At 71.0% G+C, this 18,627-nt stretch carries 19 protein-coding genes; 11 read left to right on the top strand and 8 right to left on the bottom strand.

The annotated features are described in order from the left end of the window. Positions 1-163: 163 nt before the first annotated feature. The 5 genes from BM145_RS07360 (at position 164) to BM145_RS07340 (ending at position 5,276) form a co-directional block, all read left to right on the top strand. Positions 164-718 carry a F0F1 ATP synthase subunit delta gene (locus BM145_RS07360; protein ID WP_093332933.1) on the top strand — a complete coding sequence of 185 codons (555 nt, stop codon included), beginning with the start codon at positions 164-166 and terminating at the stop codon, positions 716-718. Between the two features lie 6 nt (positions 719-724). After that, complete coding sequence (gene atpA / locus BM145_RS07355; RefSeq protein WP_093332931.1) at positions 725-2,254, top strand: F0F1 ATP synthase subunit alpha; 1,530 nt, start codon at positions 725-727, stop codon at positions 2,252-2,254. A gap of 129 nt (positions 2,255-2,383) precedes the next feature. Next, positions 2,384-3,262 (top strand): F0F1 ATP synthase subunit gamma, encoded by an 879-nt coding sequence (locus BM145_RS07350; RefSeq protein ID WP_093332929.1) that lies wholly within the window; start codon positions 2,384-2,386, stop codon positions 3,260-3,262. Between the two features lie 92 nt (positions 3,263-3,354). After that, positions 3,355-4,836 (top strand): F0F1 ATP synthase subunit beta, encoded by a 1,482-nt coding sequence (gene atpD, locus BM145_RS07345; protein WP_093332927.1) that lies wholly within the window; start codon positions 3,355-3,357, stop codon positions 4,834-4,836. Positions 4,837-5,024: 188 nt separating this feature from the next. After that, positions 5,025-5,276: an ATP synthase F1 subunit epsilon gene (locus tag BM145_RS07340; RefSeq protein WP_093332926.1), complete on the top strand. Its 252-nt coding sequence runs from the start codon at positions 5,025-5,027 to the stop codon at positions 5,274-5,276. A gap of 37 nt (positions 5,277-5,313) precedes the next feature. Here BM145_RS07340 and BM145_RS07335 read toward each other — a convergent pair whose 3' ends face one another. Then, positions 5,314-7,482: a primosomal protein N' gene (locus tag BM145_RS07335; RefSeq protein WP_093332924.1), complete on the bottom strand. Its 2,169-nt coding sequence runs from the start codon at positions 7,480-7,482 to the stop codon at positions 5,314-5,316. 383 nt (positions 7,483-7,865) lie between these two features. On the opposite strand from BM145_RS07335, the gene BM145_RS07330 reads away from it, so the two are divergent. Then, positions 7,866-8,765, top strand: coding sequence for a tyrosine-type recombinase/integrase (locus BM145_RS07330; protein WP_093332923.1), 900 nt, complete (start codon positions 7,866-7,868; stop codon positions 8,763-8,765). Positions 8,766-8,890: 125 nt separating this feature from the next. Here BM145_RS07330 and BM145_RS07325 read toward each other — a convergent pair whose 3' ends face one another. The 4 genes from BM145_RS07325 to rsmI form a co-directional block, all read right to left on the bottom strand. Next, positions 8,891-9,496, bottom strand: coding sequence for a DedA family protein (locus tag BM145_RS07325; protein WP_093332921.1), 606 nt, complete (start codon positions 9,494-9,496; stop codon positions 8,891-8,893). Positions 9,497-9,592: 96 nt separating this feature from the next. After that, positions 9,593-10,549: a glutathione synthase gene (gene gshB, locus BM145_RS07320; RefSeq protein ID WP_093332920.1), complete on the bottom strand. Its 957-nt coding sequence runs from the start codon at positions 10,547-10,549 to the stop codon at positions 9,593-9,595. A 55-nt stretch (positions 10,550-10,604) separates the two neighbouring features. Further along, positions 10,605-10,955 (bottom strand): YraN family protein, encoded by a 351-nt coding sequence (locus BM145_RS07315; protein WP_093332919.1) that lies wholly within the window; start codon positions 10,953-10,955, stop codon positions 10,605-10,607. A 97-nt stretch (positions 10,956-11,052) separates the two neighbouring features. Further along, positions 11,053-11,883, bottom strand: a complete 831-nt coding sequence (gene rsmI, locus BM145_RS07310) for a 16S rRNA (cytidine(1402)-2'-O)-methyltransferase (RefSeq protein WP_093333184.1) — start codon at positions 11,881-11,883, stop codon at positions 11,053-11,055. A 10-nt stretch (positions 11,884-11,893) separates the two neighbouring features. Here rsmI and BM145_RS07305 point away from each other — a divergent pair, with 10 nt between their 5' ends. After that, positions 11,894-13,099 (top strand): penicillin-binding protein activator, encoded by a 1,206-nt coding sequence (locus tag BM145_RS07305; protein ID WP_093332918.1) that lies wholly within the window; start codon positions 11,894-11,896, stop codon positions 13,097-13,099. A 4-nt stretch (positions 13,100-13,103) separates the two neighbouring features. On the opposite strand, the gene hemW is transcribed toward BM145_RS07305, so the two are convergent. Beyond that, a complete protein-coding gene (gene hemW, locus BM145_RS07300) occupies positions 13,104-14,267 on the bottom strand; it encodes a radical SAM family heme chaperone HemW (RefSeq protein WP_093332917.1) in 1,164 nt (387 codons plus the stop codon). A 23-nt stretch (positions 14,268-14,290) separates the two neighbouring features. On the opposite strand from hemW, the gene BM145_RS07295 reads away from it, so the two are divergent. Beyond that, positions 14,291-14,854 carry a CAP domain-containing protein gene (locus tag BM145_RS07295; protein ID WP_245739159.1) on the top strand — a complete coding sequence of 188 codons (564 nt, stop codon included), beginning with the start codon at positions 14,291-14,293 and terminating at the stop codon, positions 14,852-14,854. Between the two features lie 27 nt (positions 14,855-14,881). Here BM145_RS07295 and rdgB read toward each other — a convergent pair whose 3' ends face one another. Both rdgB and rph read right to left on the bottom strand, forming a co-directional pair. Continuing rightward, positions 14,882-15,517: an RdgB/HAM1 family non-canonical purine NTP pyrophosphatase gene (gene rdgB / locus BM145_RS07290; RefSeq protein WP_093332914.1), complete on the bottom strand. Its 636-nt coding sequence runs from the start codon at positions 15,515-15,517 to the stop codon at positions 14,882-14,884. Beyond that, positions 15,514-16,239 carry a ribonuclease PH gene (gene rph / locus BM145_RS07285; protein WP_093332912.1) on the bottom strand — a complete coding sequence of 242 codons (726 nt, stop codon included), beginning with the start codon at positions 16,237-16,239 and terminating at the stop codon, positions 15,514-15,516. Before rph ends, rdgB begins: the two co-directional genes overlap by 4 nt. 73 nt (positions 16,240-16,312) lie before the next feature. Between rph and BM145_RS07280 the strand changes: the two genes are divergently transcribed. The 3 genes from BM145_RS07280 to grpE all read left to right on the top strand — a co-directional run bounded on the left by BM145_RS07280 (position 16,313) and on the right by grpE (position 18,607). Further along, positions 16,313-16,837: a DUF6438 domain-containing protein gene (locus tag BM145_RS07280; protein ID WP_093332911.1), complete on the top strand. Its 525-nt coding sequence runs from the start codon at positions 16,313-16,315 to the stop codon at positions 16,835-16,837. A gap of 154 nt (positions 16,838-16,991) precedes the next feature. Then, on the top strand, positions 16,992-18,026 hold the full coding sequence (gene hrcA, locus BM145_RS07275; protein WP_093333183.1) for a heat-inducible transcriptional repressor HrcA: 1,035 nt from the start codon (positions 16,992-16,994) through the stop codon (positions 18,024-18,026). A gap of 26 nt (positions 18,027-18,052) precedes the next feature. Then, positions 18,053-18,607, top strand: a complete 555-nt coding sequence (grpE, locus tag BM145_RS07270) for a nucleotide exchange factor GrpE (protein WP_093332909.1) — start codon at positions 18,053-18,055, stop codon at positions 18,605-18,607. Positions 18,608-18,627 lie beyond the last annotated feature (20 nt).

Here is an 18,627-nt window from a genome sequence, read left to right as displayed (position 1 = left end):
CCCGTCGCAGCCTCGGCATCCCGGCGCTTGCGGTCAAACCGCCAGCCTCGGCTTGCATCCCCGCGCCCCTCATGCTAGCCGCCCGCCAGCCCTTCGACAGCGCGTTTTCGCGCCCCGTCTCGCTTGGGCCAACCCGTTCTGGCGTGTGAGGAAACGAAGGTCTGTGCAGACTTCCGGCGGTATTGAGGCAAGCCTGGGTGGGCGCTACGCGCTCGCCCTGTTCGAGCTGGCGGAGGACGCGCGCAAGATCGAGGCGGTGGAGCGTGATCTCGCCACCGTCCGCGACGCGCTGGCGCAGTCGGACGATCTGCGCGAGCTGACCACCAGCCCGCTGATCGCGCGGGGCGCCGCGGTAAAGGCGGTCGTCGCCGTCGCCGACCAGCTCGGCCTCGATCCCACCACCCGCAGCTTCCTGGGCGTCCTCGCCGAGAACAGCCGCCTGTCGGCGCTGCCGCAGATCACCCGCGCCTATCGCCAGCTCGCCGCCCGCCACCGCGGCGAGACGACCGCCGAGGTGACGAGCGCGCATCCCCTCTCCGCCGATCAGGTCACCGAGCTGAAGCAGCAGCTGCGCCAGCGCGTCGGCCGCGACGTGTCGGTCGACCTCCAGGTCGATCCGCAGCTCCTCGGCGGCCTCGTCGTCCGTATCGGTTCCCAGATGATCGATTCGTCGATCCGCACCCGTCTCAATTCTCTCGCGCACGCGATGAAGGGCTAACTCACGATGGATATCCGCGCCGCAGAAATCTCCAAGGTCATCCGCGACCAGATCGCCAATTTCGGCACCGAGGCGCAGGTCTCGGAGACCGGCCAGGTGCTGTCGGTCGGTGACGGCATCGCGCGCATCTACGGCCTCGACAACGTCCAGGCGGGCGAGATGGTCGAGTTCGCCAACGGCGTGCAGGGCATGGCCCTGAACCTGGAGGCCGACAATGTCGGCGTCGTGATCTTCGGCTCGGACGCCGAGATCAAGGAAGGCGACGTCGTCAAGCGTACCGGCACCATCGTCGACGTGCCGATCGGGAAGGGCCTGCTCGGCCGCGTGGTCGACGGCCTCGGCAATCCGATCGACGGCAAGGGCCCGATCGTCGCCGACCAGCGCAGCCGCGTCGAGGTCAAGGCGCCCGGCATCATCCCGCGCCAGTCGGTGCACGAGCCGATGCAGTCGGGCCTGAAGGCAATCGACGCGCTCGTCCCCGTCGGCCGCGGCCAGCGCGAGCTCATCATCGGCGATCGCCAGACCGGCAAGTCTGCCGTCGCGATCGACGCCTTCATCAACCAGAAGGGCGTCAACGCCGGCACCGACGAGTCGAAGAAGCTCTACTGCGTCTACGTCGCCGTCGGCCAGAAGCGCTCCACCGTCGCCCAGCTCGTCCGCACGCTGGAGGAGAACGGCGCGATGGAATATTCCATCGTCGTCGCCGCCACCGCCTCGGACCCCGCGCCGATGCAGTTCCTCGCGCCCTATACTGGTGCCGCGATGGGCGAGTATTTCCGCGACAACGGCATGCACGCGCTGATCGTGTTCGACGACCTGTCGAAGCAGGCGGTCGCCTATCGCCAGATGTCGCTGCTGCTGCGCCGCCCGCCGGGCCGTGAAGCCTATCCCGGCGACGTGTTCTACCTCCACTCGCGCCTGCTGGAGCGCGCCGCCAAGATGTCGGACGCCAACGGCGGCGGCTCGCTGACCGCGCTGCCGATCATCGAGACGCAGGCGGGCGACGTGTCGGCCTATATCCCGACCAACGTGATCTCGATCACCGACGGCCAGATCTTCCTCGAAACCGACCTGTTCTTCGCGGGTATCCGCCCGGCGATCAACGTCGGCCTGTCGGTCAGCCGCGTCGGCTCGGCCGCGCAGACCAAGGCGATGAAGAAGGTGTCCGGCTCGATCAAGCTGGAGCTGGCCCAGTACCGCGAGATGGCGGCCTTCGCGCAGTTCGGCTCGGACCTCGACGCCTCGACGCAGAAGCTGCTCAACCGCGGCGCGCGCCTGACCGAACTCCTGAAGCAGAAGCAGTTCTCGCCGATGCCCTTCGAGGAGCAGACCGCGTCGATCTTCGCGGGCACCAACGGCTATCTCGACACCGTCGCGGTGAACGACGTCGTCCGCTACGAAGCGGCGATGCTCCAGGACCTGCGCGCGAACCACGCGGGCGTCCTGACCAAGATCCGCGAGACGCGCGACCTGGGCGACGAGGCGAAGAGCGGCCTCAAGGCGGCGCTCGACAGTTTCGCGAAGACGTTCGCGTAAGACGCGTAGCGGCTGACACACACACGCCGTCACCCCGGACTTGATCCGGGGTCCATCTCTCCTCAGGCGATGCGCTCGCGGATGGATGGATGCCGGATCAAGTCCGGCATGACGGAAAGAGGACCGTAGATGGCAAGTTTGAAGGCCCTCAAGATCCGCATCGGCTCGGTGAAGTCGACGCAGAAGATCACCAAGGCGATGAAGATGGTCGCCGCCGCCAAGCTGCGCCGCGCGCAGGAGGCGGCGCAGAACGGCCGTCCCTATGCCGAGCGGCTGGAGCGGGTGATGGCGTCACTCGCCACGCGCGTGTCGGGGGTCGGCGCCTCGCCGCTGCTCGCGGGCACCGGCAAGGATCAGGTCCACCTGCTCGTCGTCGCCACGTCGGAGCGCGGTCTGGCGGGCGCGTTCAACTCCAACATCGTCCGCGCGGCGCGCCGCAAGGCGGAGGAGCTGATCGCGCAAGGCAAGACGGTGAAGTTCTACATCGCCGGCAAGAAGGGCCGCGTGCTCAAGCGCTTCTACCCGAACGACATCCTCGTCGATCATGAGATGGGCGCGATCAAGTACGTGTCGTTCGACGACGCGCGCGAGGTCGCCGACGACGTCATCGCCCGTTACCTGAACGGCGAGTTCGACGTCGCGCACCTGTTCTTCTCCAAGTTCGTGTCTGCGCTGGTGCAGGAGCCGACCGGCATCCAGATCGTGCCGGTTCCGCTGCCGACGGCGGGCAAGGGTCAGGCGACGGACGGCGGCGCGGTCACCGAGTACGAGCCCGACGAAGAGACGATCCTCGCCGACCTGCTGCCGCGCAACGTCGCCGTCCAGGTCTTCCGCGCCCTTCTCGAGAACGCCGCGTCCGAGCAGGGCAGCCGGATGAACGCGATGGAGAATGCGACCAAGAACGCCGGCGACATGATCAAGCGCCTTTCCATCCAGTACAACCGCGCCCGCCAGGCGGCGATCACGACCGAGCTGGTCGAGATCATCTCCGGCGCCGAAGCGCTCTAGAGCAAGCAGTTCCCCGGCGAAGGCCGGGGCCCAGTTACGCAGGTCCCGCATCTGGACCCCGGCCCTCGCCGGGGAACAAGAAGGAAAAGAAGATGGCCACCGCCGCTGAAGACATCCGCCCGACGCAAGGCACGGGCTCGACCAACAACACCGGCCGCATCGCGCAGGTGATCGGCGCGGTCGTCGACGTGCATTTCGACCAGAACCTGCCGGCGATCCTGTCGGCGCTGGAGACCGACAACAACGGCACCAAGCTGGTGCTGGAGGTCGCGCAGCATCTGGGCGAGAACACCGTCCGCACCATCGCCATGGACGCGACCGACGGCCTGACCCGCGGCCAGACGGTGCGCGACACCGGCGCGCAGATCAGCGTGCCCGTCGGCCCGGCGACGCTCGGCCGCATCATGAACGTCGTCGGCGAGCCGATCGACGAGCGCGGCCCCGTCGCCACCGACCTGCGCTCGCCCATCCATGCCGAGGCACCGCCCTTCGTCGACCAGTCGACCGAGAACGCGATCCTCGTCACCGGCATCAAGGTCATCGACCTGCTCGCGCCTTACGCCAAGGGCGGCAAGATCGGCCTGTTCGGCGGCGCCGGCGTCGGCAAGACCGTGCTGATCCAGGAACTCATCAACAACATCGCCAAGGGCCATGGCGGCACCTCGGTGTTCGCGGGCGTCGGCGAGCGGACGCGCGAGGGCAACGACCTCTACCACGAGTTCCTCGACGCGGGCGTCATCGCCAAGGACGCCGACGGCAATCCGACCAGCGAGGGTTCGAAGGTCGCGCTGGTGTTCGGCCAGATGAACGAGCCGCCGGGGGCGCGTGCCCGCGTCGCGCTGTCGGGCCTGACGATCGCCGAGTATTTCCGCGACCAGGAGGGCCAGGACGTGCTCTTCTTCGTCGACAACATCTTCCGCTTCACCCAGGCGGGCGCCGAGGTGTCGGCGCTGCTCGGCCGCATCCCCTCGGCGGTGGGTTACCAGCCGACGCTGTCGACCGACATGGGCGCGCTGCAGGAGCGGATCACCTCGACCAACAAGGGCTCGATCACTTCGGTGCAGGCCGTGTACGTCCCCGCCGACGATCTCACCGATCCGGCCCCGGCCACGTCCTTCGCCCACTTGGACGCCACGACCGTGCTCAACCGCGCGATCTCCGAGCTCGGCATCTACCCCGCCGTCGACCCGCTCGATTCGACCAGCCGCGTGCTGGAGCCGCGCATCGTCGGCCAGGAGCATTACGACACGGCCCGCGCCGTCCAGTCGCTGCTCCAGCGCTACAAGTCGTTGCAGGACATCATCGCCATCCTCGGCATGGACGAGCTGTCCGAAGAGGATAAGCTGACGGTGACGCGCGCCCGCAAGATCCAGCGTTTCTTGTCGCAGCCGTTCCACGTCGCCGAGGTCTTCACCGGCATCAGCGGCAAGTTCGTGCAGATCGAGGACACGATCCGTTCGTTCAAGGCGGTGGTCGACGGCGAGTACGATCACCTGCCCGAGGCCGCCTTCTACATGGTCGGCGGCATCGACGAGGTCGTCGCCAAGGCCGAGAAGATGGCCAAGGAGGCCTGATGCTCCTTCTCCCCTTGCGGGAGAAGGATACCGACGCTCGGCGGCATCGCTGCCCGGCGTAGGTCGGATGAGGGGAAGCGTCGTGGCGCGACCCGCGGGCCTGCGGCTCGCTTCTCCTCACCCTCCCGTCGCTTCCGCGATGGGCCCCTCCCTCTCCCACAAGGGGAGAGGGGATTGAGGCGATAGCAATGCTCCACTTCGAACTCGTCACGCCCGAGAAGCTGGTCCGTTCCGAGGACGTCCACATGGTCGTCGTCCCCGGCACCGAGGGCGATTTCGGCGTGCTGGAGGGCCACGCGCCCTTCATGTCCACGATCCGCGACGGCGCCATCCAGATCCACCGCACGAGCGGCGGCACGCCCGAGACGATCGCCATCCGCGGCGGCTTCGCCGAGGTCAACGCGCGCGGCCTCACCGTGCTGGCCGAGCACGCCGACTGACCCGTCCAAGGGTCCGCATCATCCGGCGGACCCTAGCCTAGAGAAAGCTGTACGGGTCGACGTCCACCGTTACCCGCGCCTTGGCCGACCAATCGAGCGCGCCCAGCCAGTCGCGGATCACGTCCTGCACGTCGAGCGCGCGGCGCGCGTGGACCAGCAGCCGATAGCGATGCCGCCCCCGCAGCATCGCCAGCGGCGCAGGCGCGGGCCCGTACACCGCCATCCCCTCCACCTGCGGCGCCGACCGGCCGACGAGCAGCGCCGTCTCGTGCGCACACTCGCGGTCCTCCGACGAGACCACGATCGCCGCGTAGCGCCCGAACGGCGGCGCCCCCGCGTCGCGCCGCACCTCCGTCTCCGCCGCGTAGAAATCGTCGGCGTCGCCCGTCACCAGCGCGCGCATCACCCGCGCCGCCGGCGAGTGCGTCTGGATGAACACCCGCCCCGGCTTGCTCCCGCGGCCCGCGCGTCCCGACACCTGCCGGATCTGCTGAAACGTCCGCTCCGCCGCGCGCAGGTCGCCGCCTTCCAGCCCCAGATCGGCATCGACCACGCCGACCAGCGTCAGGTTGGGGAAATGATATCCCTTGGTCACCAGCTGCGTGCCGACGACGATGTCGATATCGCCCGCCTCCATCCGCCCGACGAACTCCGCCGCCTTGGCCGGCGACCAGATCGTGTCGGAGGTGACCACCGCCGTCTTCGCCTCGGGGAACAGCGCCGCCACCTCGTCGGCGATCCGCTCGACACCGGGGCCGCAGGCGACCAGCGACTCCTCCTCCTTGCACTCCGGGCAGGCACGCGGCGTCGGCATCACGTGCCCGCAATGATGGCAGGCGAGCCGCCGGACGAGCCGGTGCTCGACCATCCAGGCGGTGCAGTTGGGGCATTGGAACCGGTGCCCGCACGTCCGGCACAGCGTCAGCGGCGCATAGCCGCGGCGGTTGAGGAACAGCAGCGATTGCTCGCGCTTCTCCAACGTTTCCGCCATCGCCGCGACCAGCTGCGGCGCCAGCCAGCGACCGCGCTCGGGCGGCGTCGCGATCAGGTCGATCGCCTCGATCGCCGGCATCTCGGCGGGCCCGTAGCGGCCGGGCAATTGCAACTCGGCATAGCGGCCCAGCGCCACCTGCTGGCGCGTCTCGATCGCCGGGGTGGCGGAGGCGAGGATCACCGGGCATTCCTCGAACTTGCCGCGCATCACCGCCACGTCGCGGGCGTGATAGTGGACGCCCTCCTCCTGCTTGAAGCTCGTCTCGTGCGCCTCGTCGACGACGATCAGCCCCAGATTGCGATAAGGCAGGAACAGCGCCGACCGCGCGCCCACCGTCACCAGCGCGTCGCCGTTCGCGATCGCCCGCCACGCCCGCCGCCGCTGGGTCGATCGCAGGCCGGAATGCCACGCCACCGGCTCGCAGCCGAACCGGTCGGCGAAACGCTTCAGGAACGGCTCGGTTAGCGCGATCTCGGGCAGCAGCACCAGGCTCTGTCGCCCAGCGCGGATCGCCTCCGCCACCGCCTCGAAATATACCTCTGTCTTGCCCGATCCGGTCACCCCGTCGAGCAGCGTCGGCGCGAAGGCCCGCGCGGCGACGTTCGCGACCAGCACGTCCGCGGCGGCGCGCTGGTCGGGCGACAGGGTCGGCACGGCATGGCCGGGATCGGGCGCGGGGTAGGGGCTGTCGATATCGACCTCCACCGCCTCTAGTGCCCCCACCTTGGCCAGCCCGCGGATCACCGCGTCGGACACGTCGGCGACGCTCGCCAGCTCGCGGATCAGCCCCTGCCGCTCGCCGATCCGCTCCAGCGCTTGGCTACGCTGCGGGGTGAGGCGCGCCGGCACCTCGCCGGTCGCGCGGTATTCGGTAACGCTACGCGCCCCCTCCAGCGCCGAGGTCGAGGACAGGCACATGCGCAGCACCGAGGCGGGCGGCGCCAGGTAATAGCCCGCGGTCCACTCGACCAGCCGTCGCAGCGGCGCGGCGAGCGGCGGCACGTCGGCGACCGCGAGCAACGGCCGCAGCCGGTTGTCGCCGACCTCCGCGTCCGACGGCATCCGCTCCGCCTCCCAGGCGACGCCGAGCAGTTGCCGCGGGCCCAGCGGCGCGACGACGATCGACCCGGGCTCCACCGCCATCCCGTGCGGCACGCGGTAGTCGAGCGGGCCGAGCGCGGCGTTGAGGATCAGGACACGGGCGCGGGACATGTGGGGGCCTATATGGGTTGCGGGCCATAGGGGAAAACACCCCGTCATACCGGGCTCGTCCCGGTATCCACAGCCAGGAGCGCCGCGCTGCTTGACCCTGGATGCCGGGACGAGCCCGGCATGACGGAGCGCGTCGTCGAACCCCCTTCGTCACCCCGGACTTGATCCAGGGTCCATCCCGCCGCGAGTCCTTCCGGCCATTGCTCGCGCGGAACCCTGGATGCCGGGACCAGCCCGGCATGACGGAGCGCGTCGTCGAACACCCCTCGTCACCCCGGACTTGATCCAGGGTCCATCCCGCCGCGAGTCCTTCCGGCCATTGCTCGTGCGGAACCATGGATGCCGGATCAAGTCCGGCATGACGAAGGGACGCGCACTGTGGCATGAACCCTCCCGTGCACCTGCCCCAGCCTCTGGCCGCCGCCTATGCCCGCCACCTCGCCGAGGGCCGCCACCGCTCGCCGCATACCGTGCGCGCCTATCACGCCGCCGCCGACCGCCTCCTCGCCTTTCTCCAGCGCCACCACGGCGAGCCGGCAACGGCGGCAACGCTCGCGGCGCTGACCGTGGCCGACCTCCGCGCCTTCCTCGCGCACCGGCGCGGCGAGGGACTCGGCAACGCCTCGGCGGCGCGCGAACTGTCGGCGGTGCGTGGCTTCCTCGACTGGGCGGGCGCCCCGGCACCGCGCGTCAAGGGGCCCAAGGTCGCGCGCGGCGTGCCCCGGCCGGTCGCGCCCGCCGACGTCGTCGCGCTGGCCGGCGAGGTCGCCGACGAGGCGGCCGAGCCGTGGCTGGCGGCACGCGACTGGGCACTGCTGCTGCTGCTCTACGGCGCGGGCCTGCGCATCGGCGAGGCGCTGGCGCTGCCGGCGGGCGTGCTGCCGCTGGGCGAGACGCTGGTCGTGGTCGGCAAGCGCGCCAAGACGCGCGTGGTGCCGCTGCTGCCGCAGGTGCGCGTGGCGATCGAGGACTATGCCGCCGCGCAACCCTGGCCGCTCGGCCGCGACGACGCGCTGTTCCGCGGCGCCCGCGGCGGCCCGCTCGACGCGGGCGTGGTGCGCAAGGCGGTGCGCGGCGCGCGCGGCCGTCTGGGCCTGGGCGAGCGGACCACGCCGCACGCGCTGCGCCACAGCTTCGCCACCCACCTGCTCGGCCGCGGCGCAGACCTGCGCGCGCTGCAGGAGCTGCTGGGCCATGCCAGCCTGTCCTCGACCCAGGTCTATACCGCGGTGGACGCGGCGCACCTCATGGACGTCTACCGCCACGCGCATCCGCGGGCGTAGGCGCGGTCCTGCAAGCGTCCCGATCGGGATAAGGACGCCGCCGCTCTTGCAAACACGCTGGAAACGGAAACGATCGACGCGGCAAGTTTCGTTTCAGGGTCGCTTGAGTCAAGCGATCGTCAACGTCACCGTTGTCCGCGCGGCTTCCACGTCGCGACGCGATAAAGGTAGAAACCGACGCCCGCGACCATCAGCGCGATCGCCAGCGGACCGACATAGCGATCGAGCATGCCGAAATTGCGGTCCAGCACCACGCCGGCGCCGGCCAGCACGCAGTTCCAGATCGTCGCGCCCGCCGCGGTGGCAAGGATGAAGCGCCAGTGCGGCATCCGCCCCATGCCCGCGGGCAGCGAAACCAGCGTGCGGAAGGTGGGCATGAAGCGGAACACGAACACCACCCAACCGCCGCGATCGTGGAAGAAGCGGGTGATCCGCTCGACGTCCTCCCACTCCATCGTCAGCCAGCGGCCCCAGCGATCGACGAACGGCTTCAATCCCTGATAGCCGAAGCGGCGGCCCAGCCAGTACCAGGGATAATTGCCCGCGACCGTGCCGATCGTGCCGGCGAGCACCAGCGGCACGAACGCCATGTCGCCGCGGCCCACCGCCATGCCGCCCAGGCCCATGATGACCTCCGACGGGATCGGCGGGAACACGTTCTCCAGCGCCATCAGCAGGGCGATGCCGAGATACCCGCCGCGCGCGATCAGGGTAAGGATGACGTCGGTCATGGCTGGGCGTCATGCCGAGCTCGTCCCGGCATCCAGGGCCATGAACGGCAGCGCTGGTTGATCCTGGATGCCGGGACAGGCCCGGCATGACGGCGCTCAGGCACGCGTCGCCACCTTCGCCTCGATCGCGTCCCAGATCAGGCCGGCGACGTCGGTGCCGTCGAACCGCTCGATCGCGACGATACCGGTGGGGGAGGTGACGTTGATCTCGGTCAGCCACTCGCCGCCGATCACGTCGATGCCGACGAACAGCAGCCCGCGCCGCTTCAGCTCGGGGCCGAGCACCGCGCAGATCTCCCGCTCGCGCGCGGTCAGTCCGGTCTTCTCGGCGGAGCCGCCGACCGCCAAATTGGACCTGATCTCGCCCTCGCCGGGCAGCCGGTTGATCGCGCCCGCGACCTCGCCGTCGACCAGCACGATGCGCTTGTCGCCTTTCGCCACGTCGGGCAGGAACGCCTGCACCATGTGCGGCTCGGGCCAGGTCTGGTTGAACACCTCGATCAGCGCCGACAGGTTCTCCCCCTCCGGGCCGACGCGGAAGATCGCCTTGCCGCCGTTGCCGTGCAGCGGCTTGAGCACGATCGCGCCGTGCCGGGCGAGAAAGGCGCGCGCCTCCTCCAGCGATCGGGTGACGAGCGTGGGCGGCATGAAGCGGGCATAGTCGAGGACGAACACCTTCTCCGGCGCGTTGCGGACCTCGGCGGGGTCGTTCACCACCAGCGTGCGGTCGGCGATCCGCTCCAGCAGGTGGGTAGCGGTGATATAGCCCAGGTCGAACGGCGGGTCCTGGCGCATCAGCACCACGTCCGCCTCCTCGCCCAGGTCGAGCTTGACGGCCTCGCCGAAGCGGAAATGATCGCCCTCGGCGCGCTGCACCGTCACCGGATGCGCGCGCGTCCACAGGCGCCCGTCGGACCAGTTCAGTTCGCCCGCGCCGTAGTGGAACAGCCGGTGGCCGCGCGCCTGCGCCGACAGCATCAGCGCAAAGGTCGAGTCGCCCGCGATGTTGATGGAGGCGAGCGGGTCCATCTGGACGGCGACGGTGAGGGTCATGAGGGCCTTCCGGGGAAACGAGCGTGCCGGGAACTACGCACGGGCGCCGCGAAAGTCACCCAATCCACGCATTCTCGATATGCCGCGGCCGCGCACCGGGCGCGAGCAGGATCACGTCGACGCGGATGTCGTCGCCCGGCCCAGCGTAGCGCGGCATCAGCATCTCCGCCGCCGCCGCGACGCGGGCCAGGCGCCGCTCGTCGATCGCCCAGTCGAGCTCGGCGGCCGAGGCGCGCGCCTTCACCTCGACGAACGCGACCAGCTTCCCCCTTCGGGCAACCAGGTCCACCTCCCCCGCCGCCGTCCGCACCCGACGCTCCAGGATACGCCACCCCCTCAGCCGCAACCACCACCCCGCCACCCGCTCGCCGCGCCGGCCGGCGGCTTCGGCGAGGCGTCGATCCATCTTGGGACGCGAGCGGGGCGTGCGGGAAAGGGGCATGGGATCAGGGTGGAGCGGGAGCGATGGGAGCGCAAGCGGGATGGTGGGCCATACCGTCAACCTACCGCTTCATCTCCAGCGCCCGTGCGTAGAGGGTGCGGCGGTCGAGGCCGAGGGCCTTGGCCACCTCGCTCGCGGCGCGGCCTGCGGGGAGACGGGTGAGCGCGTCGGCCAGGGCGGCGTCGGCGTCCGCCTCGCTGGCGGGCGCGGGATCGCCTGGCGGGGCGACGACGACGACGATCTCGCCGCGGGGCGGTGCCTCGGCGTAGCGCACGGCGAGGTACGACAGCGTGCCGGTCACCGCCTCCTCGAAGCGCTTGGTGATCTCGCGCGTCACCGCCGCCTCGCGGTCGCCGAGGCCGTCCGCCAGCGCGGCGAGGCAGGCGGCGAGGCGGGGGCCGGATTCGTAGAGGATAAGGGTGGCGCGCACCGTGGCGACATCGGCGATCGCTTCCGCCCGCGCCTTGTCCTTGGGCGGCAGGAAGCCGAGGAACAGGAAACGGTCGGTCGGCAAGCCCGCCAGCGTCAGCGCCGCCACCGCCGCGCAGGGGCCGGGGATCGTCACCACCAGGTGGCCGGCCGCGCGCGCGTCGCGGACCAGCTTGTAGCCGGGATCGGAGATCAGCGGCGTGCCCGCGTCGGACACCAGCGCCACCGCCTCGCCGGCCATGCGTGCGATCAGGCCGGGGCGGACCCCTTCGGCATTATGGTCGTGGTACGGCAGCATCGGCCGCTTGGTGCCGACATGGCGGAGCAGCCCGGCGGTGACGCGGCTGTCCTCCACCGCGATCACGTCGGCGCGCGACAGGATGTCGGCGGCGCGCGGGGAAAGATCGCCGAGATTGCCGATCGGCGTCGCGACGATGTACAGGCCGGGTTCGAGTGGGAGCATGGGGACGCACATGGCAGAGGCAGTGGGGCGGCCGCAACGGGCGCCGATGGGCCGGGCGATCGGCCGGTGGCTGGCGATCGTCGCGGCGGGCGCGCTCGCCGCGTGCCAGACGATCGTGCCGCGCGGCGCGGAGCGGGCGCCGCCGGCGCGGGTCGAGGCGCCGCCGCCCGCGCGTCCCGATGCGGAGGTGGTCGCCGGCATCCCGCGCGACGACAGCCGCAATCGCGTGGCGCTGCTGGTGCCGCTGTCGGGGAGCAATGCGGGGGTGGGCCAGTCGATCGCCAATGCGACGATGCTGGCGCTGCTCGACACGCAGAACCGGTCGGTCCGGATCACCAATTACGACACCGCGACCGGCGCAGCGGCGGCGGCGCAGCGCGCGATCGCGGAGGGCGCGCAGCTGATCCTGGGGCCGTTGCTCGCGGAGGACGTGCGGGCGGTGACGCCGATCGCGCGCGCGGCGCGGGTGCCGGTGCTGAGCTTCTCCAACGACACCGAGGTAGCAGGCGGGGGCGCGTACGTGATGGGCTACATCCCCGCGCAATCGGTCGGGCGGGTCGTCGATTACGCGCGCAGCCGCGGCATCACCAGCTTCGCCGGGCTGGTCCCCAACGGCCTGTACGGGCAGCGGACGTCGACCGCGTTCCTGCGCGCGGTGGAGGGCGCGGGCGGAGAAGTGGTGTCGCTCCAGACATATGGCCGCGGGCAGGTAGCGGCGGCGGCGTCGCGGCTCGCGGCCAAGGCGCCGTACGGGGCGGTGCTGGTGGCGGACGGCAGCGCCAGCGCGGCGGCGGCGGCACCGGTGGTGAAGCGCGGCGGCAACGCGGGCACCCGGCTGCTCGGCACCGAACTGTGGAACTCGGAGGCCAATCTCGGCGCGCGGGCGGCGTTGCAGGGCGCGTGGTACGCGGGCGTGTCGAACAACCTCTACCGGCAATATGCGGCCAAGTACCGCACGCGCTTCGGCGCGGCGCCGTACCGCTTGTCGAGCCTGGGTTACGACGCGGTGCTGCTGACCGTACGGATCGCACGCGACTGGCGGGTGGGGGCGCCCTTCCCCGAGGCGCGGCTGCGCGACCCGGACGGTTTCTCCGGCATCGACGGGGCGTTCCGCTTCGGCCGCGACAACGTCGCCGAGCGCGCGCTGGAGGTGCAGGAGGTGCGCGCTGGCGGGTCCTCGGTGGTGTCGCCGGCGCCGAGCGGCTTCGGGCGCTAGGCGATCAGCCGGTCACCACCAGCTCGGCAAGGATCGCGTCGAGGAGCAGGGCGCCGGCATCGGTGACGCGGAGGCGGCTGCCCTCGCGGGCGACGAGGCCGTGCGCGGCGAGCCGCGCCTCCGCCGGCGCGTCGATCGGCGCCGTACCGCCGGCGAGCGCGGCGATGCGGGACAGGTCGACGCCCTCGGCCAGGCGCAGGCCCATGACCAGCGCCTCGGTGGCGCGGGTGGCGGGGGCGAGAGGGTCCTCGATCTGAAGCCCATGGCCATTGCGGGCGACGGCGGCGAGCCAGTTCTCCGGCTTGCGGTGGCGCACGGTGGCGAGGGCGCCGCGGCGGCCGTGCGCGCCGGGGCCGACGCCCAGATAGTCGCCGTAGCGCCAGTAGGTGAGATTGTGGCGGCTCTCCGCCCCCGGCCGCGCGTGGTTCGACGTTTCGTAGGCGGGCAGGCCGGCGGCGGCGGTCATCGCGCGCGTCGCCTCGAACAGGTCGGCGGCCGCGTCGCCGTCGGGCAGGACGAGACGGCCCTCGCGTTCCTCCGTGGCGAAGCGGGTGCCGGGCTCGACGGTCAGCTGGTAGAGCGAGATATGCTCGGTGCCGAGCGCGAGGGCGCGGGCGAGTTCCGCCTCCCAGCTGCTGAGCGGCTGACCGGGGCGCGCGGTGATGAGGTCGATGCTGGCGCGGGCGAACACGCCCTGCGCCACGTCTAGCGCGGCCAGCCCCTCCGCCGCGTCGTGCGCGCGGCCGAGGAAGCGCAGCGCGTCGTCGTCGAGCGCCTGCAGGCCGAGCGACACGCGGTTGACGCCCGCTGCGGCAAGATCGGCGAAGCGCGCGGCCTCGACCGAGGAGGGGTTCGCCTCCAGCGTGATCTCGACATCCGGCGCGAAACCCCATGCCTGGTCGGCGGCGCGCAGCAGCGCGGCGACCGTCTCCGGCGGCATCAGCGAGGGGGTGCCGCCGCCGAAGAATATCGAGCCGACCGGGCGGCCGGGTGTCAGTGCTGCTTCGTGATGCAGGTCGGCGAGCATCGCGGCGCGCCAGGCATCCTGGTCGATGGACGCGCGGACATGGCTGTTGAAGTCGCAGTAAGGGCATTTGCTGACGCAGAACGGCCAGTGGACATAGAGCGCCAAAGGGGCGGCAGTGGGCGGCGTTTGGGCGGCGTTCATCGACGCGCGATATGGCGGCGGTGATGACCGGAAGGAAGCACCTCGCCTTATTGTTCCTGTGCGGATCGCCGATCGCCGGATGTGCCGGGCATGCCGCCACGTTCGCGGCCGGGCCGATCGATCCGCCACCGCCACCGCGCGGGACGGCGCTGCTCCGGATGGCCATGATGCGCGGTCACGCCGAGGCGCGGGCGGCCGTGGGGTTGCCGCCGCTAGCGTGGAGCGACACGCTCGCCGCCAGCGCGCAAGGCTATGCCGACGAGATGGCGCGGACCGGGCGCTACGTCCACGCGGTGCAGCCGATGGATCGTACCCGCCAGGGGGAGAATATGTGGCGGGGCATCCGCGGCGTGTATCGGTACGACGAGATGGTCGGCTCGTGGGTGGCGGAGCGGCGCGACTTCGTGAACGGGCCGACGCCGAACTTCAGCCGCACGGGGCGATGGCGGGATGCGGCGCATTACGCGCAGGTCGTGTGGCGCGGGACGACGGCGGTCGGCTGCGCGATGGCGAGCAACGGCACCGACGATTACCTCGTCTGCCGGTACGCCTTTCCCGGCAACGTGGTGGGGCAGCGGGCGTACTGATCTCCCTCCCGCGAGCGGGAGGAGGGATCAGAAGACGGCGGCGACGAGCTGGCGAAAGGCGTCGGCGCGGTGGCTGATGCCGTTCTTCTCCGATTCGGGCATCTCGGCGAACGTACGGGTGTCGCCTTCGGGCACGAAGATCGGATCGTAGCCATGACCCTCGACACCGCGGGGAGCGTCGGCCAGCGTGCCCTCCACCCGGCCCTCGAACCATTCGACGTGGCCGTCGGGCCAGGCGAGCGCCAGCACCGACACGAAATGCGCCGAGCGGCTGGTGCCGGGCTCCTTGGCGGCGAGTGCGTCCTGGACCTTCCGCATCGCCAGCGTCCAGTCGCGGCCCGTGGGCGTCTCGGCCCAGTCGGCCGTGTAGACCCCCGGATCGCCGTTCAGCGCGTCGACGCACAGCCCGCTGTCGTCGGCGAGCGAGGGCAGGCCCGACAGGTCGGCGGCGGAGCGCGCCTTGATCTCGGCATTGGCGAAGAAGGTGGTGCCGTTCTCGACCGGCTCGGGCAGGTCGAGTTCCTTGGCCGACACCACGTCCATGCCGTAGGGGGCGAGCAGCGCGCGCATCTCGCTCACCTTGCCCTCATTGTGGCTGGCGATGACCAGCTTGCCGCGCGCGAGCTTGCGGATCGCCTGTGGTTCGTGGCCCTCGGCGCTCACTTCACGGCCCCCGACACGGCCTGCTCCTGCGCGCGGAAGATGTCGGCGCAGCCCATGCGGGCGAGGCGCAGCAGGCGGAGCAGCGCCTCCTCGTCGTAGGTGGCGTGCTCGGCGGTGGCCTGCGCCTCGGCGATGTGGCCGTTCTCCAGCAGCACGAAATTGCCGTCCGCGTCCGCGCCGGAATCCTCCACATAGTCGAGGTCGAGCACGGGCGTGCCCTGATAAATGCCGCACGACACGGCGGCGACCTTCTGGCGGATCGGATCGGCGGTGAGCTTGCCGGCCGCCATCAGCCCGTTCACCGCCAGCCGCAGCGCCACCCAGGCGCCGGAGATCGACGCGGTGCGGGTGCCGCCGTCGGCCTGGATCACGTCGCAGTCGAGCACGATCTGCCGCTCGCCCAGCGTCTTCAGGTCGACCACCGCGCGCAGGGAACGGCCGATCAGTCGCTGGATCTCCTGCGTGCGGCCGGACTGCTTGCCCTTGGCCGCCTCGCGCGATCCGCGCGTGTGGGTGGCGCGGGGGAGCATGCCGTACTCCGCCGTCACCCAGCCTTCGCCCTTGCCGCGGAGGAAGGGGGGCACGCGCTCCTCGACGGAGGCGGTGACCAGCACCTTGGTGTCGCCGAAGCCGACCAGCACCGATCCTTCCGCGTGGCGCGTGAAGTTCGGCACGATGGTGATGGGGCGCATCTGGTCCGGGGTGCGGCCGCTGGGACGCATTCAACTCTCCTCAAGGTCGTGTCGGCCATGGCCCTAGCTGGCGCGTTGGAACCGCGCCAGATGGGAGACGACGATGCGAGCGATGGTGGCGATGACGGCGGCAGCGGCCATGCTGGCCGGCTGCACGACGGCGGGGCGCGAGACGGCAGCGGCGGGCAGGCCGATGGCGATCGAGGGCGATTCGATCCGGTACGAGACGTCGCCCTGCTTCGGCACCTGCCCGGTTTACGCGGTCACGATCCGGCCGGACGGCAGCGGCACGTTTGAGGGGCAGCGGTTCACCGCCGTCACCGGCCTGCGCGAGTTCAAGGCCACCCCGGAACAGTATCGCCGCTTCGCCGCGGCGCTCCAGCCGTATCGGCCTGCGAACGGCGAGATGCTCTACGATATGGGCACGCCGCTGTGCGGTAGGCCGATGGTGTCGGACATGCCGAGCGTCGACGTGCGCTGGAGCGAGGCGTCGGGCGGCGCGCAGCACCTGTCGCTCTATTACGGCTGCGGCACCGAGGCGATGCGCGACGCGATCCGTGCGGCGCCCGAGGTGTTGCCGATCGGCGCGTTCATCAAGCCGGCGGCGCCGTTCCCGCCGAGCCGGTGAGCAGGCTGCCGCCTCGTCACCCCGGGCTCGTCCCGGGGTCCAGGGCCCAGCAGCGTCGGCGTTCGTTGCTCTGGATGCCGGGACGAGCCCGGCATGACGGGTTGAGAGCGTGGCGGAGGTTCAATCGCGGCGGGTTACCGCCTAGATGAACGCCATGTCGCCGCCCGTCGCCGAACTGACCGACCGCGCCCGCGCGATCTTTCGCGCGGTCGTCGACGGCTATCTGGCGTCGGGCGCGCCGGTGGGATCGCGGACGCTGGCACTGTCGGGGATCGCGCTGTCGCCAGCCTCCATCCGCGGGGTGCTCGGCGAGCTGGAGGCGCTGGGCCTGCTCGCCAGCCCGCACACCTCCGCCGGGCGGGTGCCGACCGACCTAGGCCTGCGCCTGTTCGTAGACGGCATGATGCAGGCGAGCGAGCCCTCCGCCGACGAGCGCGCGCAGATCGAGCGGCGGGCGGGCACGGGCGGCCCGGTGGAGGAAGCGCTCGCCGCGACCACCGCCGCGCTGTCGGGCCTGTCGGCCTGTGCGGGGCTGGTGCTGGTGCCCAAGCGCGAGCTGCGGCTGCGCTCGATCGGCTTCGTGCCGCTCTCGGCGACGCAGGCGATGGCGGTGCTGGTGGCGGAGGACGGGTCGGTCGAGAACCGCGTCATCGGCCTGCCCGGCGGCATGCTGCCCGCGGCCTTGGTGGAGGCGGGCAATTTCATGTCGGCGACGCTCCACGGCCTGACGCTGGCCGAGGCGCGCGCGCGGATCGAGCGGGAGCTCGCGGAGGGCCGCGCCGCGATCGACGGTGCCGCGCGAACGCTGGTCGAGCAGGGGTTGGCGGTGTGGAGCGAGGATGGCGAGCGCCGCCCGATCCTGATCGTGCGCGGGCAGGGGCGGCTGCTGGACGACGCGGCCGCCGACCTGGACCGGGTGCGCGAACTGCTCGACGACCTGGAGGGAAAGCAGGAGATCGCGCAGCTGCTCGACCTGGCGCGGGCGGGCGACGCGACGCGCATCTTCATCGGCGCGGAGAACAAGCTGTTCGCGCTGTCCGGCTCGTCCGTCATCGCGCGGCCGTTCCGTGGACCGGGGGGACAGGTGGTCGGCGTGGTCGGCGTGATCGGGCCGACGCGCTTGAACTACGCCCGCGTGGTGCCCATGGTGGATTTCACCGCGGCAACGCTCGCCCGCCTGATGGGTTGAGCGGCCGTTCCAGCTTAGGATTTGCGATGACCGACCAGCGTACCGACCAGCCCGAAACCCTGCGCGAAGAGACGGCCGAGGCGGCGCCCGAGGTGGCCGAGCACGACGCGAGCACCGCGCGGATCGCCGAGCTGGAGAACCAGCTGGCCGAGGCCAAGCAGCAGACGCTCTACGCGCAGGCCGACATCCAGAACGTCCGTCGCCGCGCGGAGAAGGACGTGGCGGACGCGCGCGCCTATGCGTCGACCAACTTCGCGCGCGACATCCTGTCGGTGGCGGACAATCTCGCCCGCGGGCTGTCGGCGATCCCGGCCGACCTGCGCGAGGACGAGAAGATGAAGGGCCTCGTCACCGGGCTGGAGGCGACCGGCCGCGAGTTCGACAGCGTGCTGGCCAGGAACGGCATCACGAAGATCGAATCGATGGGACAGCCGCTCGACCCCAACAAGCATCAGGCGATGATGGAGATGCCGAGCGACGCCGAGCCCGGCACGGTGGTGACCGAGATGCAGGCGGGGTACATGATAAAGGACCGACTGCTCCGCCCGGCGCTGGTCGGCGTGGCGAAGAAGCCGGACTGAACCCCATCGTCGTCACCCCG

It is taken from the genome of Sphingomonas rubra, assembly GCF_900115745.1.
GTDB lineage: Bacteria > Pseudomonadota > Alphaproteobacteria > Sphingomonadales > Sphingomonadaceae > Sphingomonas > Sphingomonas rubra.
Note: the sequence above shows the minus strand (reverse complement) of the source record. Positions and strands in the feature narration are given on the sequence as shown.